At 64.2% G+C, this 15,094-nt stretch carries 20 protein-coding genes; 8 read left to right on the forward strand and 12 right to left on the reverse strand.

The window, feature by feature from the left end; genetic code table 11:
- On the forward strand, nt 1-560 hold a 560-nt coding region (locus MNBBLIKP_RS14930; protein WP_254913072.1), incomplete at its 5' end, for a thiamine pyrophosphate-dependent enzyme.
- On the opposite strand, the gene MNBBLIKP_RS18110 is transcribed toward MNBBLIKP_RS14930, so the two are convergent.
- Genes MNBBLIKP_RS18110 through MNBBLIKP_RS14940 form a run of 3 tightly spaced genes read right to left on the reverse strand, consistent with a single transcriptional unit; the run spans nt 557 to nt 2,728 of the window.
- Nucleotides 557-730, reverse strand: a complete 174-nt coding sequence (locus MNBBLIKP_RS18110; RefSeq protein WP_176399792.1) for a hypothetical protein — start codon at nt 728-730, stop codon at nt 557-559. The genes MNBBLIKP_RS14930 and MNBBLIKP_RS18110 overlap by 4 nt on opposite strands.
- A 58-nt stretch (nt 731-788) precedes the next feature.
- Nucleotides 789-1,250: a DUF3237 domain-containing protein gene (locus MNBBLIKP_RS14935; RefSeq protein WP_088311067.1), complete on the reverse strand. Its 462-nt coding sequence runs from the start codon at nt 1,248-1,250 to the stop codon at nt 789-791.
- Nucleotides 1,247-2,728 carry a carotenoid oxygenase family protein gene (locus MNBBLIKP_RS14940; RefSeq protein ID WP_088311068.1) on the reverse strand — a complete coding sequence of 494 codons (1,482 nt, stop codon included), beginning with the start codon at nt 2,726-2,728 and terminating at the stop codon, nt 1,247-1,249. The genes MNBBLIKP_RS14935 and MNBBLIKP_RS14940 overlap by 4 nt, the downstream gene beginning before the upstream one ends.
- A gap of 75 nt (nt 2,729-2,803) precedes the next feature.
- On the opposite strand from MNBBLIKP_RS14940, the gene MNBBLIKP_RS14945 reads away from it, so the two are divergent.
- From MNBBLIKP_RS14945 to fdhD, 4 genes are all read left to right on the forward strand, one after another.
- A complete protein-coding gene (locus MNBBLIKP_RS14945; protein ID WP_254913073.1) occupies nt 2,804-3,259 on the forward strand; it encodes a MarR family winged helix-turn-helix transcriptional regulator in 456 nt (151 codons plus the stop codon).
- 31 nt (nt 3,260-3,290) lie between these two features.
- Nucleotides 3,291-4,643 carry an MFS transporter gene (locus MNBBLIKP_RS14950; RefSeq protein WP_176399793.1) on the forward strand — a complete coding sequence of 451 codons (1,353 nt, stop codon included), beginning with the start codon at nt 3,291-3,293 and terminating at the stop codon, nt 4,641-4,643.
- A gap of 72 nt (nt 4,644-4,715) precedes the next feature.
- Nucleotides 4,716-5,093, forward strand: coding sequence for a VOC family protein (locus tag MNBBLIKP_RS14955; RefSeq protein WP_088311070.1), 378 nt, complete (start codon nt 4,716-4,718; stop codon nt 5,091-5,093).
- 61 nt (nt 5,094-5,154) lie between these two features.
- Complete coding sequence (fdhD, locus tag MNBBLIKP_RS14960; RefSeq protein WP_254913074.1) at nt 5,155-5,856, forward strand: formate dehydrogenase accessory sulfurtransferase FdhD; 702 nt, start codon at nt 5,155-5,157, stop codon at nt 5,854-5,856.
- A gap of 167 nt (nt 5,857-6,023) precedes the next feature.
- Here the strand turns inward: fdhD and metW are convergent, their stop codons facing one another.
- Both metW and metX read right to left on the reverse strand, forming a co-directional pair.
- Complete coding sequence (gene metW, locus MNBBLIKP_RS14965; protein WP_088311072.1) at nt 6,024-6,614, reverse strand: methionine biosynthesis protein MetW; 591 nt, start codon at nt 6,612-6,614, stop codon at nt 6,024-6,026.
- Entirely contained in the window at nt 6,611-7,714 is a 1,104-nt protein-coding gene (gene metX, locus MNBBLIKP_RS14970) for a homoserine O-acetyltransferase MetX (RefSeq protein WP_088311073.1), read from the reverse strand. Before metX ends, metW begins: the two co-directional genes overlap by 4 nt.
- Nucleotides 7,715-7,784: 70 nt before the next feature.
- On the opposite strand from metX, the gene hisC reads away from it, so the two are divergent.
- Both hisC and MNBBLIKP_RS14980 read left to right on the forward strand, forming a co-directional pair.
- Nucleotides 7,785-8,879 carry a histidinol-phosphate transaminase gene (hisC, locus tag MNBBLIKP_RS14975; protein ID WP_140420625.1) on the forward strand — a complete coding sequence of 365 codons (1,095 nt, stop codon included), beginning with the start codon at nt 7,785-7,787 and terminating at the stop codon, nt 8,877-8,879.
- Nucleotides 8,876-9,790 carry a prephenate/arogenate dehydrogenase family protein gene (locus MNBBLIKP_RS14980; RefSeq protein ID WP_088311074.1) on the forward strand — a complete coding sequence of 305 codons (915 nt, stop codon included), beginning with the start codon at nt 8,876-8,878 and terminating at the stop codon, nt 9,788-9,790. Before hisC ends, MNBBLIKP_RS14980 begins: the two co-directional genes overlap by 4 nt.
- Here the strand turns inward: MNBBLIKP_RS14980 and MNBBLIKP_RS14985 are convergent.
- The 7 genes from MNBBLIKP_RS14985 to ftsE are packed head-to-tail and all read right to left on the reverse strand — an operon-like array spanning nt 9,787 to nt 14,698.
- Entirely contained in the window at nt 9,787-10,089 is a 303-nt protein-coding gene (locus tag MNBBLIKP_RS14985; RefSeq protein WP_088311075.1) for a nucleotidyltransferase family protein, read from the reverse strand. The genes MNBBLIKP_RS14980 and MNBBLIKP_RS14985 overlap by 4 nt on opposite strands.
- Complete coding sequence (locus tag MNBBLIKP_RS14990; protein ID WP_088311076.1) at nt 10,086-10,493, reverse strand: nucleotidyltransferase substrate binding protein; 408 nt, start codon at nt 10,491-10,493, stop codon at nt 10,086-10,088. The genes MNBBLIKP_RS14985 and MNBBLIKP_RS14990 overlap by 4 nt, the downstream gene beginning before the upstream one ends.
- A 44-nt stretch (nt 10,494-10,537) precedes the next feature.
- Nucleotides 10,538-11,809 (reverse strand): NRAMP family divalent metal transporter, encoded by a 1,272-nt coding sequence (locus tag MNBBLIKP_RS14995; protein ID WP_369678920.1) that lies wholly within the window; start codon nt 11,807-11,809, stop codon nt 10,538-10,540.
- Nucleotides 11,806-12,501, reverse strand: coding sequence for a lysophospholipid acyltransferase family protein (locus MNBBLIKP_RS15000; protein WP_088311078.1), 696 nt, complete (start codon nt 12,499-12,501; stop codon nt 11,806-11,808). The genes MNBBLIKP_RS14995 and MNBBLIKP_RS15000 overlap by 4 nt, the downstream gene beginning before the upstream one ends.
- A 4-nt stretch (nt 12,502-12,505) precedes the next feature.
- Nucleotides 12,506-13,036 carry a YdcF family protein gene (locus tag MNBBLIKP_RS15005; protein ID WP_088311079.1) on the reverse strand — a complete coding sequence of 177 codons (531 nt, stop codon included), beginning with the start codon at nt 13,034-13,036 and terminating at the stop codon, nt 12,506-12,508.
- Between the two features lie 7 nt (nt 13,037-13,043).
- Nucleotides 13,044-13,973: a cell division protein FtsX gene (locus MNBBLIKP_RS15010; RefSeq protein ID WP_254913076.1), complete on the reverse strand. Its 930-nt coding sequence runs from the start codon at nt 13,971-13,973 to the stop codon at nt 13,044-13,046.
- Nucleotides 13,970-14,698 (reverse strand): cell division ATP-binding protein FtsE, encoded by a 729-nt coding sequence (gene ftsE, locus MNBBLIKP_RS15015; protein WP_088311080.1) that lies wholly within the window; start codon nt 14,696-14,698, stop codon nt 13,970-13,972. The genes MNBBLIKP_RS15010 and ftsE overlap by 4 nt, the downstream gene beginning before the upstream one ends.
- 141 nt (nt 14,699-14,839) lie before the next feature.
- Here ftsE and MNBBLIKP_RS15020 point away from each other — a divergent pair.
- Nucleotides 14,840-15,094 (forward strand): zinc-ribbon domain-containing protein (locus MNBBLIKP_RS15020; RefSeq protein ID WP_176399794.1); only part of this gene is annotated, 255 nt, incomplete at its 3' end.

Raw genomic sequence — 15,094 nt, forward strand, 5'->3', positions numbered from 1 at the left:
CCCCCGCGCCTTACCCGCGCAAAGCCGCTCCGCCCGCCGCGATGGAAGTGAACCACGTCCTGTCGCGCATTGCCGCCCTGCGCCCGGCGAACACCATTCTGGTCGAAGAAGCCCCGACCGCGCGCACGCCAATGCACGATCACTTGCCCGTCACCTGCCAGGGCGGGTTCCTGACCTGCGCCAGCGGCGGGCTCGGCTATGGCCTGCCCGCTGCGGTTGGCGCGGCGCGGGCGGCGGGCGGGCGCAAGGTACTGGCGCTGCTGGGCGATGGTTCGGCGATGTACACCGTGCAGGGCCTGTGGAGCGCTGCCGATCAGGGCGCCGAGATCAGCTTCCTGATCCTCAACAACGGCCGCTACGCCGCGCTCGATCACTTTGCCAAAGTGTTCCAGATGAACGCGCTGCCCGGCACCGAGATCGGCGGGATCGACTTTGTCGGCCTCGCGCAAAGCATGGGCGTCACGGCGCGGCGGGTGGACCGGGTGGAGGATCTGGACGCGGCCTTGGCGTGGAGCTTTGCGAGCAAGGGTCCGACGCTGGTTGAACTGATGATCGATTAACCCGCCAGAATCGCCGCCGCCACTTCGTCGATCGAACCCGAAACCAGCAGCGGGTTGCTGCCGACGATGCCAACCTTGGTCTGGTCGTTTTCATCGGTGCGGAGCCAGGCGATGTTCGAGGTGACGACGAGGTAATCCCCGCCGCGCGACTTGAGTGATACGAACTTCATGAAAGTGTCTCCTGACCAGAGCGGGCTTAGACCACCCCGCTCTCGAACAGGTTAACGCTCAGGTCACGCGCCACACCCACAGCTTGATCCCGGCCGCATAGCGCGCCCCGCTGCACACGAAGATCGATTTGTTCATCCAGTCATACTTGCCGGTGGGCGCGATGAATTCGGGTACGGTGCGGAAATAGTAGAGCGCCGGGTCAACCTCTTCCCCCGCGGCCAGCCGCGCCATTACTTCGGGCGGGCCGTGGCGCAGGCCTTTGTTGCGGATCTGGATGATCACCCCGTCATCGGTTTCCAGCGCATAGATCGCATCGGCCACGGTCACGCCGTCGCTGCGAGTCAGCTGCCAATCGGCGGCATTGCCCATCAGCTTGCCCTGGATCAGCGGGCCTTCCACGCGCCCGCCCGAAAAGATCGGGATGATCCGCCGGGTGCCATCGGGCGTCTCCCCGATCGGCACGGGCGCGCCGAGATCGCCGCTAGCTTCATAGACGAATTCGAGTTCGGGCTTGATCACGCCGCCAGACCAATCTGCTCAGCGCTGGCGAAATTGCCGTGGAGGCCGAACCGCAGGCGGATCGGCACCTGGATCGTCGCGATCGGGCCTTTCTCGATGTCGAGCGCATCGAACAGCAAGAGGTCGCTGCGGTGTTCTTCCAGCCGGTTGCAGACCTGCACGATCCAGCCATCGCCCTCTGGCGCGTCCGCACTGCGCGGGATGAAGCAGGGTTCCTGCAGGCTGGAAACCGGCCCGCACCACCAGTGCTGTTCGGTCTTGGTCTGGTGATCGATCAGGCACAGGCAATTCATCAACAGCCCGCCCGCGCTGCCGCCTTTCAGCTCAACCGGGCGCTTCATGTCCATTTCCAGCATCCAGCCATAGCGATAGGGCTTGCCGGTGAAGCGGTCATCGATCCGGGGGAATTCGCCCGCCGTCTGGGTCAACTGGACTTCGCTTTCGAAAGCGTCCGAATTGCTCGCCATGTCGACCGTCCAGCGGGTGAGATAGCTCATCGCCTCCATCCCGTTGAACGGCGCGCCGTTCACGTCCGGGAAGAACGGGAACATGTTGTTCTTCGCCACCGGGATGTCGAAGTGAACCTTGCTGCCGTCCTGAAAGGCATTCATCACATGGCTGTTGAAGCTGTTGCCGGTCTTGAACCAGCGGATGTCATCCCCGGTCGCGCCCTTGTGGCGGGGCAGCACGCCCAGGTACACCGGCATCGACGTATCGAATCCGAAGTGCGGCAGGCCCTTTTCCAGCCGGTCCCACGATCCGATCGAGGGCATCACGTTGAACACCGCGTAATCCTCGGTGATCCCGAAATCGTGCATCATGCAGTAATAGGGCACCTTGAACCAGATTTCGTGCACCAGCTCGCCCTCAGGCGTGATTTCATAGAACGTGCAATCGTCAGTGCAGAGCCCGCTGGAGGCATAGCCGAAACCGATCATGTTGCCGGTTTTGGGATCGATCTTGGGGTGCGCGGTAAAGGTCTGCCCAGTCATCTTGATCCCGGCCTTGCTGGCGAAATCGGTGAAGCCATCGGTTTCCATGCTGCCCGCATCCATCACCAGCGCCGGGCTGTCTTCCTTCAGCGCATAGAGCTTGCCGCCGTGGATCCAGGCATTGGTGTTGGCGGTAGAGCGGTAGCGGCCCTTCACGCTTTCATCATCGGTCAGCGGATTGCGATAGGCCCCGAACAGCGCCTTGCCCGCTTCGTTTTCCAGCTTCCACTTGTCCGTCTTGGCCCAGCGCTGGCGGAAATCGCACTGGCCTTCGTGGAAATGAAAGCGGGTGATCATCCCGTCGCCGTTAAAGGCGATATCGTCACCCAACCGGGGGGGGAATTGCGGATCGGGCTGGACACGGTAGAAGGCGCCATTGAGTTCGCGCGGGATTTCCCCCTGATGGACAAGATCGGCGATGTCCGCTTCGATCCGCGAAGGCGTGTTGAAACCGGTAAAGCTGGGGGTATCCGGGAAATGGGCCATTGCATCCTCTCTTTCGATGAGATTGTATGCAATACTAACGAATAGGCAAGTGCTATGCGGGTGAGGGATCTGGATTTGGACGCGGTAACCACCGTCGAGCATGATGATGACGCCTACCTGGGCGAAATCAACGATATCGTTGGGTTCCACATCCGTCTGGCCCACGGTGCCTGCTATCGCCATTTCACCGAGACTTTCGTCGAACTGGAACTGACCCAGAAGCAGGTGTCGGTGATGTGGCTGGTGGCCGATCACCCCGGCATCTCGCAGATCGATCTGGGGCAGAAACTGCGGATGGACCGCGCGACGACCATGACCATCGTCAACCGCCTCCAGGCGCGCCATTACCTGCGCCGCGAAAAATCGCCGACCGACGGGCGCAAACAGGCACTGTACCTCCAGCCGGCCGGCGAGGCCGTGCTGAACGAGGCCAAAAAGGCGATCCGCGAGCATGAGAACTGGGTGAAAAGCCGGTTCAGCGATGCCGAAGTCAAGACTTTGATGGAACTGCTGGCCCGCATCCACGAATAGGATGCGGCCGGGGAGAAGGAACTGGCAGACGATGACTGAAACCGAAGCGCGCGATCCGCAGCGGATCCTTGATGACAACCCGATGAACTGGCGCCAGTTCGTGGTGGTTGGCCTGATGGTCGCGCTCAATGCGCTGGATGGGTTCGACGTGCTGTCGAGCGCGTTTGCCTCGCCGGGTATCTCAAAGGAATGGGGCGTTCCGCGCGAAGCTCTGGGCGTGATGCTGTCCGCCGAACTGGTTGGCATGGGCTTTGGCTCGGTTATCCTAGGCGGTCTGGCCGACACGCGCGGGCGCAAGCTGACCATGCTGGCCTGCCTGGTGATCATGGCAATTGGCATGTATTTCGCCCACGCTGCTGCCGGGGTGACCGAGCTTTCGATCTGGCGGTTCATCACCGGACTGGGGATTGGCGGCATGCTGACCGCGACCAACGCCGTCACTGCCGAAAGCACCAGCAAGGCCGGACGCAGCATCGCCATGGCGATCTATGTGATCGGCTATCCGCTGGGCGGCGTGATCGGCGGACTGGTCGCCCAGACCTGGCTGCTACCCCATTATGACTGGCGAGCTGTGTTCCTGTTCGGCGCGGTTGTTACTGCGGCGATGATCCCGCTGGTTGCTCTGCTGGTTCCCGAAACCCCGGCCTTTTTCACTGCAACCCGGCCCGCAGATGCGGTCACGCGGATCAACCGCGCGCTCACCGCGTTCGGCAAGCCGCCAATCTCCGCCCTGCCGCAGATCGAACCCGGCGCACCCAAGCCCAAGCTGACCGACATTCTGTCCAATCCGCGGTTGCGGCCGGTCACCTTGCTGCTGGCCTTTGGTTACATGTTCCACACCATCACGTTCTATTACATCCTGAAATGGGCGGTGAAGATCGTGTCCGACTATCCCCCCGGCTATGCCCCGCCCGAGGCGGCGAGTGTGCTGACCTTTGCCAACATCGGTGGCGCGCTGGGCGGACTGTTGCTGGGCTTTCTGATGAAGCGCTGGTCGATCAAGGGCCCGACTGTGGCGATGCTGGCCCTCGCCATCGGCACTGTAACCCTGTTTGGCCTGGGCTATGGCAGTCTGGATGCCTGGCGCGCGGCGGCCTTTGCCGCGATGTTCTTTGGTAATGGCGCGATCGTGGGATTCTATTCCGCATTCGCGCTCGGCTTCCCGGCTTTTGCGCGTGGGACCGGAACCGGGTTTGTGCTGGGGGTCGGACGGCTCGGCGCAGCCGGTTCGCCGATCATCGCCGGGTACCTGTTCAAAGCTTTTGGCAACGATCAGTTGCTGCTGGTTTCGTTCTGCATGGCATTGGGATCGCTGGCCGCGCTGGTGCTGTTCCTGCTGCTGCCGATGCGCGATGGCGATGCGGAAATGGCAGCGCGCGGATAATGGCAGATTGACGCGCCGCGCGCTGCACTACAAGTTCCGAATCGCAACCGAATCCAAGAGGAGAGAGCAGCGATGTATTCACACATGATGGTCGGCAGCAATGACATCGACCGGTCGAAAGAATTCTATGACGCCACCTTTGGCGCGATTGGCGGCAAACCCGGTATCGTCGATGACAAGGGCCGCCTGATCTACATGCACAATGGCGGGCTGTTCCTGGTGACCAAGCCGATCGACGGTTCGGAAGCCACCCCCGGCAACGGCATGACCATCGGCATTGCCATGGACACCCCCGAACAGGCCGATGCCTGGCACGCCGCTGGTGTGGCTGCGGGCGGCAAGGCAATCGAAGACCCGCCGGGCGTGCGCGAAGGCGGTGCGATGAGCCTGTATCTCGCCTATCTGCGCGATCCGGACGGCAACAAGCTCTGCGCCCTCAAGCGCATGTGATTTGACCGACCCGGTTGAAGTAACGCCGCAGGGCACCCATCGCGCCATAAGGCGCGCATGGGTGCCCGAAGTGCCCGTGGCGCTGGAATACAACGGGCTTTCCTATGCGGTGATGATGGCCAGTCCACAGGATCTGGAAGACTTTGCGTTGGGCTTTGCGCTGAGCGAGGGTCTGGCTACCCGCGCCCAGGATTGCATCGACATTGCGGTAGCCGAAGTGGAACTGGGCTGGATCGTTCGCGCCCAGCTGTCCGGCCTTGGCGTCGACAAACTGACCGAGCGGGTCCGCACCCGTGTGGCGGAATCGAGCTGCGGGCTGTGCGGGATCGAAAACCTGGCCGAAGTCGCGCGCGCCCTGCCTCCCGTCGCGCCGCACGAAGCCATCGAACCCGCCGCGATCTTTGCTGCACTGGCGGCTTTGCGCGATCATCAGCCGCTGACCAAGGCCACCGGCGCGGCCCACGCCGCCGCCTGGGTCGCACCCGATGGCACGATTGGCTACACCCGCGAAGACGTGGGGCGGCACAACGCAATGGACAAGCTGATCGGTGCCCTGGCCCGCGCCGAACAGTCGCTCTCCCCCGGCTTCGTGCTTTCTACCGCGCGGTGCAGCTACGAGATCGTCGAAAAGGCCGTGCGCGGCGGTGCGACTTCGCTGGTCTGCGTCTCGCTCCCCACATCAATGGCGGTCGAGCGCGCACGGGTGGCGGGGCTCAGCCTGTGGGCACTGGCGCGCGGGGATTCCGTACTGCAGGTTTGTTGACCCAAGATCCTTCCCATTTTTGCGAAGCACAAATGGGGAGGGGGACCGCCCGCGTAGCGGGTGGTGGAGGGGTTTCTGCCTTGCCGCATTACCCCTCCGTCAACCGCCTTCGGCGTCTGCCACCTTCCCATTTGTGGCATTCGCCAAAAATGGGAAGGATCTTGGTTTCAACGCGACAGCAGAAACACCGCATGTTCCGCGCGCCAGCTGGCGGCGGCATCGCTGATGCGTTTGTCGCCGGACAGGAACCAGGCCCCCTCCACCGTCAGCCCCCTTGCGCTAACCAGATCGCGGAAATCGCTGACGGTGACGTGGTGGATATTGGGCGTTTCGTACCAGGCGATTGGCAGCAACCGGGTGACCGGCATCCGCCCATGCCACAGCAGGCTGGCCCGCACCCGCCAGTGGGCGAAGTTGGGAAAGCTGACAAAGGCTTTGCGCCCGATCCGCAGCAATTCATCCAGCACCAGATCCGGCCGCCGCGTGGTCTGCAGCGTTTGGCTGAGGATCGCGTAATCGACCGCACCATCAGGGTAAAAGGCCAGATCGCGGTCCGCATCGCCCTGAATCACTGACAGCCCGCGCGCCACGCATTCGGCCACGCCCATCGGATCAAGCTCCATCCCCCGCGCATCGGCCTGCCGCTCATCGCGCAGCGCGGCGAGCAGATCGCCGTCGCCGCAGCCGACATCGAGCACTTTGCTGCCCGGCGCGACGTGGGCGGCGATTACCGCCAGATCGGGGCGCAACAGGCTCATTGCAGGAACCCCGCGATCACCCGGTCAAGTGTCGGTACATCGAGCAGGAAGCTGTCATGCCCGAACGGCGCGGACAGCTCGACAAAGCTGACCGGCGCGCCGACCGCGCTTAGCGCGTGGGCGATGGTACGGCTTTCAGCGGTGGGATAGAGCCAGTCAGTATCGAAGCTGACCAGACAGAACCGTGCCTTGGTGCCGGCAAAGGCATCGGCCAGCCGTCCACCGTGTTCCTCGGCCAGATCGAAATAATCCATCGCCCGGGTGATGTAGAGGTAACTGTTGGCATCGAACCGGTCGGTAAAGCTCAACCCCTGATGGCGCAGGTAGCTTTCGACCTGGAAATCGGCGTCGAAGCCAAAGGTCTTGCTTTCCCGGTCCTGCAATTTCCGCCCGAACTTGTCGTGCATCCCCTCTTCGGAGAGGTAAGTGATGTGCGCCGCCATCCGCGCCACGGCGAGGCCCTTTTCCGGGCCCTTGCTCGCACCGTAATCGCCGTCCTTCCATTTTGGATCGGCCATGATCGCTTGCCGCCCCACCTCGTGAAAGGCGATGTTCTGGGCGGAATGGCGCGCGGTGCTGGCGATCACCAGCACGGCGCGCGCGCGCTCAGGCCAATTGGCGGCCAGGCTAAGCGCCTGCATCCCGCCCATCGATCCGCCGACCACGGCATGCAACTGCGCGATCCCCAGCGCATCAAGCACGGCCACCTGCGCGCGCACCATGTCGCGGATGGTGATCACCGGGAACCGCATGGCATAGGGCTGCCCGTCTGCCGCCGTGCTTGCAGGCCCGGTCGAGCCATAGCAGCCGCCCAGCACATTGGCGCAGATCACGAAAACCCGGTCGGTATCGATCGGCTTGCCCGGCCCGACCATGCGGATCCACCAACCCGGCTTGCCGGTAATCGGATGCGGGCTGGCAACACATTGATCGCCGGTCAGCGCGTGGAAGATCAGCACCGCGTTGCTTTTGTCCGCGTTCAGCGTGCCATAGGTCTCATAGGCAATCCGCACCCCATCCAGCGCCTGCCCGCCATCAAGCGGCAACGGCGCGGTCAGGTCCAGCACGTGGCTGGCGGTAAGGATATCGGCCTGCGACATATTGTTTCCGGGCTTGGGGGACGGCAAGCGGGCTGTCAATTGCCGACAAGCCTGCTAAGGCCGCCGCGCGATGACCAAGGTACCCACCCCCAAGAGCTGGATCGCCGAGATCCACGCCTATGTTCCCGGCAAGAGCGCCGGAGCTGACGGGCGTCCGCTGATCAAGCTGTCGGCCAACGAGAACCCGCTGGGCACAAGTCCGGCAGCTTTGGCGGCGCGGGCGGTGGAGCCTTCACGCTATCCCGATCCTGACAGCACGGCGCTGCGCGGGGCGATTGCCCGGCTGCACGGGTTGGACCCGGAGCTGGTGGTGATGGGCACCGGTTCGGACGAATTGCTGCACCTCGCCGTGCAAGGCTATGCCGGACCGGGGGACGAGGTGCTGTTCCCGCGCTATAGCTTCTCGGTCTATGACATCGCCGCGCGGCGCTGCGGCGCGACGCCGGTGGTGGCGCCCGACGCCGATTTCGGCACCGATGTCGATGCGCTGCTGGCGCTGGTGACCGAACGGACCCGCGTGGTGCTCATCGCCAATCCCAACAACCCCACCGGCAGCTTCCTGCCCAAGGACGAAGTGGCGCGGCTGCATGCCGGGCTGCCCGGCGATGTGCTGCTGGTGATCGATCAGGCCTATGCCGAATACCTCGATCCGGCCGACGATGACGGCGCGTTCACCCTTGCCCAGAGCTATGGCAACGTGCTGGTGACGCGGACTTTTTCCAAGATCTATGGCATGGCGGGCGAGCGGATCGGCTGGGCGACCGGCATGGCCCCGCTGGTCGACACGCTCAACCGCATTCGCGGGCCGTTCAACGTATCGAACACCGGACAGGCGATGGGTCTGGCAGCGGTGCAGGATCAGGCCTTTGTCGAGGCCACTCGCACCCACAACGCGGCAGAACGCACCCGTTTCGTCGCCGCGCTCAAGGCTTTGGGCAACCACGGGCTGCGCCCCTTGCCCAGCGAAGCGAACTTCGTGCTGATCCTGTTCGAGGGTCAGCTGAGCGCCGAGACGGCCTATAACGGCCTGGCCAATGCGGGCTATATCGTCCGCTGGCTGCCCAGTCAGGGCCTGCCGCAGGCGCTGCGGATCACTATCGGCACGGCCGAGCAGATGGACGAGATCGCCCGCGTGTTGCGCGATCTGGCGGAAGCGGCGAAGTGAGCGTGCAGGCGGTCGCGATCATCGGGCTGGGCCTGCTGGGCGGATCGACCGGCCTTGCGGTGCAGCAGTATCTGCCGGATGTGACCACCACCGGCTGGGACACCGATCCCGCCACCCGCGCCCGCGCGGCGGAGCGCGGGCTGGTGGGCACCGTGTTCGACAGCGCCGCCGAGGCCGTTGCCGGTGCCGATCTGGTCATCCTGTGCGTACCGGTAGGCGCCATGAGCGCCGCCGCGGCCGCTATCGCGCCCGGGTTGCAATCCGGCGTGGTGGTCAGCGATGTCGGCTCGTCCAAGCAAACCGTCGCCAAGGCGCTGGCCGAGGCCCTGCCCGGCATAGCCGTGATCCCTGCGCACCCCGTCGCGGGGACCGAACGCAGCGGACCGGACGCAGGCTTTGCCGCGCTGTTCCAGCAGCGCTGGTGCATCATCACCCCGCCCGAGGGGGCCGATCCGGCGCAAGTGCAGACGCTCAGTGCGTTCTGGGAAGCGCTGGGGGCCAAAGTGGAAGTGATGGACCCGCAGCACCATGACATGGTGCTGGCCGTCACCAGCCACTTGCCGCACCTGATCGCCTATACCATCGTCGGCACCGCGGACGATCTGGAAGGAGTGACCCAGGGCGAAGTGATCAAATATTCGGCCGGCGGTTTCCGCGATTTCACCCGCATCGCGGCGAGCGATCCGACCATGTGGCGCGACGTGTTCCTGTCCAACAAGGACGCGGTGCTCGACATGCTGCAACGCTTCACCGAAGACCTGACCGCGCTGCAAAAGGCGATCCGGGTGGGCGACGGCGAAAAGCTGTTCGAACACTTCACCCGCACCCGCGACATCCGCCGTTCAATCATCGAACTTGGCCAGGACGATGCCCGGCCAGACTTTGGCCGCAGCGATCACGGATCCAGCTAAATCGGCACCTTGCTGGAATCGATTATAGCAGCGAATTCACGGCTGACACCGGCCAGATCAACCAGATCGACCTTCCACGGAAGCGACGATTCGGAAAAATCCTCGGCCAGCCGGGCCATCAGGGAAATCGGGATCAGGTCCGGACCGGACAAGGCCAGGTCCAGATCGGACCACGGCTTGGGATGGCCACCGGCCCGGCTGCCAAAAGCGAAGACCTGCACATCCCGGTCCAGATGGCGCGCAAGAATCGCGCGCACTTCGGCCAGTTCCGCTGCGCTGAGCAACAAGCGACCGGTCACGCCGCCGCGCTTCGCACCAGATTTTGCAGCAGCGCCCTCGCCTCGGCCAGAAACGCCGGGATGGCCGCAGCGACCTGCAGCGCCTTGGCTTCATCATAACTGTGCGAAGTGATGTTGCGCATTTCGCGGTAGCTGCGCCACGCGGTCCAATCCCCCTGCACCAGGCCTTGTTCACTAGCGGTGCGGATCAGGTCAGGAAAGCCCATCCGGTCCACTTCCTCGGGGTTGGCTGAAGCCTGCTCAAGGGCGCGCCGCAGCATCCGGTGAGACAGGTCATAAGTGAATTCGAAGCGCTGGATCAGCCCGTCACGGATCTGGTCGTCATTCAGTTCCGCCTGATAACGTGCCAAGCCCTCGTCAAGCCGGGCCACAGCCTTTGCCAGCGAGGAAAAATCGAGCGCCATGGCGCGCTTGTGCCACCAATCTGCCGCGCCGCGCAAGCGCGGGGTTAACTCAGCAAAAACACCCCCGCCACTACCCACATTACCGCGGTGGACAGCCAGCCGCCAAAGGCCAGGCCCCGGCCCAGCACCAGCTGGCCCATCACCTTGCGGTTCTGCGCGATCAGCATGGTCACCACCATCAGGGGCGGGGCCAGCAGGCCATTGACCACGGCAGCCCAGTAAAGCGCCTTCATCGGATCGATCCCGATGAAATTGAGCGCAATCCCGCCCGCCGTAGCCAGCGCGATCACGCCGTAAAATGCCTTGGCCTCGCGCGGTTTGCGGTCCAGGCCTTCGGTCCAGCCAAAGGTTTCGCTGACCGCATAGGCAGCGCTCCCGGCCAGGATCGGCACGGCCAGCAACCCGGTGCCAATGATGCCGATCGCGAACAGGGCAAAGGCCAGATCGCCCGCAATCGGGCGCAGTGCTTCTGCAGCCTGAGCCGCACTGGTAATGTCAGTCACCCCATGGGCATTGAGCGTTGCAGCCGTTGCAACGATGATGAACAGCGCGGTGAGGTGCGAAAAACCCATGCCGACCAGCGTGTCCGTCCGGATCCGCTTCAGTTCCTGCCCGGCGACCTTGCGCGGGCTGACGTGCAGCGGCTTGATATGGCGGCGGTGCTGTTCCTCCACTTCCTGCCCGGCCTGCCAGAAGAACAGGTAAGGGCTGATCGTGGTCCCGAAAATCGCCACCAAGGCCATCGACTGCGGCTTGTCGAACGTGAAGTGCGGCACCAGAATGTCGAAAATTGCCGCGCCCCAGGGTACGTCTGCCACAAACACCACACCGACATAGGCAAACAGCGAAAGCGTGGTCCACTTCAGTATCCGCTCATACCGCGAATAGCTGAGGAACACTTCCAGCAACACGCTGACCACCCCGAACACTACGGTATAGGCCAGCACATTGCCCGGCAGCAGCAAGGCCAGCGCCGCACCCATCGCGCCCAGATCCGCGCCCAGGTTGATCACGTTGGCCACCAGCAGCAGAACCACAACCGAGCGCAGCAGTGCGGGTGAATAGTGCCGACGCAGGTTCTGGGCGATCCCCCTGCCGGTCACCGCCCCGATTCGCGCGCAAATCGCCTGGATCGAAACCAGCAGCGGAAAGCCAAAGAACATCGTCCAGGCCAGACCAAACCCGAACTGCGCGCCAACCTGACTGTAAGTGCCGATCCCGCTGGGATCATCGTCTGCCGCGCCGGTGACCAAGCCCGGGCCCAGCACCGACATCAGCGGGCGCTTGGCCGCTGGATCAGGCTTGCGATGGCTCAAGTCTGGTCCAGCGGGTTGAGCGCGTTGATCGCCGCGCTGACCCGTGCCTCGATCTCGTCCCGCGGGAGTCCCGGGGGGATCGGCTCGGAAAAGCGCAGCGTGACCGTGCCCGGCCGCTTAAGCCAGCGGTGATAGAGCGTGCCCGAATCCTGTGCGACCGCCACCACCGGAAAGCCCAGCAATTTGTACAGCCCGGCAAAGCCCGCCTGCAGCGGCCCATGGGTGCCGTGGGGCACCCGCGTTCCTTCAGGAAAAATGATCAACTGGTGACCTTGTGCCGCATAGGCCCGCGCTGCGCCCAGCATGGCCCTCAGCGCCTTGGCCCCCTGATCGCGCTGCACTTCGATCACGCCGAACCGCGCTGCAGCGTGGCCCCACAGCGGAATGCGCAGCAATTCGGCCTTGGCAAAGACCGCCGGCTTGGAAAACATCGCCGGTACGTCGATCGCTTCGTAAAAGCTTTCATGCTTGATCGCATAGAGCACCGGGCCTTCCGGCTGGACTCCTTCGATGCGCAGCTCAATCCCCAGAATCCAGCGCGCGCATGAACGGTGCCAGCATGACCAATCGGCCACCATCTTGCGAAAGCGGCGCTGTGATCCCAGCGTGACCAGCACGACCGATCCCACCACGTGCCACAGGCTGCCAATGTAGAACACCGGATAGAACAGCAGGTTACGCAGCAGCAACACGGGTTCAGCCCCCCCACAGCCCGGCGATCAGCCGCGCCAGAAACTTGTGATATTCGGTAAACAGTGTCCGCCAGCCCGGCTGCGAAGGCACCGCATCCTTGATCACTTCGACCCCGGCGGGCAAGTGTCGGCGCAATTCCAGCACAGCGCGGCGCATGTGCCAGTCATTGGTCACCAGCCGCAGCGAGCGGACATCCTCCGCGCGCAGCCATGCCCCTGTTTCAACCCCGTTGGACCGCGTATCGACCGCCTGGAACCCCAGCGTGACGCAACAGGCCATCATGGCCGAACGGACTTTGTACTGGATCGCGAATTCGTGCGGCTTGACGTCCTTGTCGACGCCCGAAACGAACAGCCGCTTGGCATAGCCGCTGCGCAGCACTTCCACGCCGCGGGCAACCCGGCCTGTTCCGCCGGTCAGCACCACCACGGCGTCGCTGCGCTGTTCACCTGCCGGATTGGGCAAGTCCAGCGCAAACCACGCAAAACCCAGCGCCCAGGCCAGCAGAGTCAGCGAAAGCAGGCGGCGCAGCATCGGCTAGCTATAGCATCTTGCGCAAGGTGCGCAGTACGGTGATCCGGGCGGTCAACATGGCCAGGCCAACCCCGGCGACCGGGATCAGGGCAAGCAGGATCCAGTCAAGCCAGCCAAGCGCTCCGCTGGATACCAGCCCCGCGCCCAAATCGGCAAAGCGGCGGCCCAGGAACAGCACGACCACCGTGCCCACACCCAGCCCCAACGCACCGCCGCCAACCGCCTCGAACCCGATCGAGCGCTGGAAAATCCGCGCGATCTGCACGTCGGTTCCGCCCAGTAAATGAACAATCTCGATCGTATCGCGATTGGTGCCCAATGCCGTGCGCACCGCCAGCAGCACCGCCGCCGACATCGCAAAAGCGAGCAGGCCGACCAGCGCCAGCGAAAGCCATTGCAGCGATTCGATTGCCCCGAACACCGGGCGCAGCCAGCTGGACTGCGCATCGACCCGCGCCGAAGGGGCCACTTCGCGCACCGACCGGCGCAGCGCGCCCAGCACTTCGGCATCGACGGTTCCGCTTAGCCGGGCATCGACCAGCGCTGGTACGGGAATGGCATCGTCCCCTGCCACCCGCGCGCCCAGCCAGGGTTCGATCAGGCGTTCAACTTCATCACCAGAGACAACATGAGCCTCTTCCACTCCGGGCGTCCGGCGCAGCCGCTGCGCCGCCGCTTCGGCCTGGCGCGCGCGCAGCTCGGCATTGGCTTCGATCACCTGCACGGTCACCCCGCCAGCCAGTTCATCCGATGCCGACCGCGCGGTATTGGAAAACGACAGCCCTGCCGCTGCCGCGATTACCGTCAGCGCCACCATGATCGCGATCACCCACGGCGTTGGGCCAGACAGGCGTGCCTGCGGGATCAGTTCGCTGTCCCCCAGACCGGTCAGGCTGCGCCAATGCTGCGCGAAAGATGCCGGAAGCAGCCGCATCATGCCGGCCTCGGCGCGGGGCGCGGGGGATAGCGCAGCGCGCCAGTGGGGTCGCTCAGCCGCCCCTTGTCGAGCCGCATGATCAGCGATTCGGGTACTTTCTTGAGCAAGTGGACATCGTGGGTGGCGACTACCACCGTGGTCCCCAGCCGGTTCATCGCTTCGAACAGGCGCAGCAGCTTGATCGCCATTTCGGGATCGACGTTACCGGTCGGTTCGTCTGCAACCAGCATTTCAGGCCGCCCGATCACCGCCCGGGCAATCGCCACGCGCTGTTGTTCCCCGCCGGAAAGCTGCGCGGGCTGGGCGTGCATCCGGTCAGCCAGGCCGACCCATTCGAGCATGTCGGCCACCGGCTTGGCCAGTTCGCGTTCGGTCACGCCCGCCACGCGCAAGGGCAGGGCGACATTATCATAGGCGGACAAGTGCGAAACCAGGCGGAAATCCTGAAACACCACCCCCAATCGCCGCCGCAGCAGCGGCAGCCGTTCGCGCGGGAGGGTGATCGCATCGGTCCCGAACATCCGGATCGCACCGCGCGAGGGGCGCTGGGCCAGATAAAGCAATTTGAGCAGGCTGGTCTTGCCCGCGCCGCTGGCCCCGGTGAGAAAATAGAAGCTGCCGGGATAAAGCGTGAAGGACACGTCGCTCAACACTTCGCGGTCAGAGCCATAGCGCAAGCCGACGTTGTCGAACTGGACGATTTCCCCGGCGGCGGCGTTGGTCATGGTCGGGCGTGGTGTCCAGTGGCAGGCAGAATGGCCTGGCGGGGGCTATAGCCGCCAATCCATGTGGAAAAAAGCCTCTCGGCAGCAAGGTTCACCAATGATGCCCTTGCCGCAGCCTATAACATGCTTAACGGTGCGGCCATGATCATATCCTGCCCGGCTTGCGCCACCCGCTATGTCGTGCCCGACAGCGCCATCGGCGTCGATGGGCGCACGGTGCGCTGCGCCAAGTGCCGCCACAGCTGGTTTCAGGACGGACCGCGGATTGAAGTGCCGCCCGCTCCGCCGCCAGTCACTACCCCTGTGCCGCCGCCCCCGGTTGAACCTGCCGCCACCCAGCCAGAGCCTGTGGCCGAGCCTGAGCATGCCGCGCCGCCCTCGCCGGCCTGGTCAGAG

The organism is Novosphingobium sp. B 225, assembly GCF_002198665.1.
Classification (GTDB): domain Bacteria; phylum Pseudomonadota; class Alphaproteobacteria; order Sphingomonadales; family Sphingomonadaceae; genus Novosphingobium.

Bases quoted from the DNA above. Each gene is read 5' to 3' on its own strand.
- MNBBLIKP_RS18110 (WP_176399792.1), bottom strand. From the start codon at position 730: ATGAAGTTCGTATCACTCAAGTCGCGCGGCGGGGATTACCTCGTCGTC.
- MNBBLIKP_RS14940 (WP_088311068.1), bottom strand. From the start codon at position 2,728: ATGGCCCATTTCCCGGATACCCCCAGCTTTACCGGTTTCAACACGCCT.
- MNBBLIKP_RS14950 (WP_176399793.1), top strand. From the start codon at position 3,291: ATGACTGAAACCGAAGCGCGCGATCCGCAGCGGATCCTTGATGACAAC.
- MNBBLIKP_RS14955 (WP_088311070.1), top strand. From the start codon at position 4,716: ATGTATTCACACATGATGGTCGGCAGCAATGACATCGACCGGTCGAAA.
- metW (WP_088311072.1), bottom strand. From the start codon at position 6,614: ATGAGCCTGTTGCGCCCCGATCTGGCGGTAATCGCCGCCCACGTCGCG.
- metX (WP_088311073.1), bottom strand. From the start codon at position 7,714: ATGTCGCAGGCCGATATCCTTACCGCCAGCCACGTGCTGGACCTGACC.
- hisC (WP_140420625.1), top strand. From the start codon at position 7,785: ATGACCAAGGTACCCACCCCCAAGAGCTGGATCGCCGAGATCCACGCC.
- MNBBLIKP_RS14990 (WP_088311076.1), bottom strand. From the start codon at position 10,493: ATGGCGCTCGATTTTTCCTCGCTGGCAAAGGCTGTGGCCCGGCTTGAC.
- MNBBLIKP_RS15005 (WP_088311079.1), bottom strand. From the start codon at position 13,036: ATGCTGCGCCGCCTGCTTTCGCTGACTCTGCTGGCCTGGGCGCTGGGT.
- MNBBLIKP_RS15010 (WP_254913076.1), bottom strand. From the start codon at position 13,973: ATGATGCGGCTGCTTCCGGCATCTTTCGCGCAGCATTGGCGCAGCCTG.
- ftsE (WP_088311080.1), bottom strand. From the start codon at position 14,698: ATGACCAACGCCGCCGCCGGGGAAATCGTCCAGTTCGACAACGTCGGC.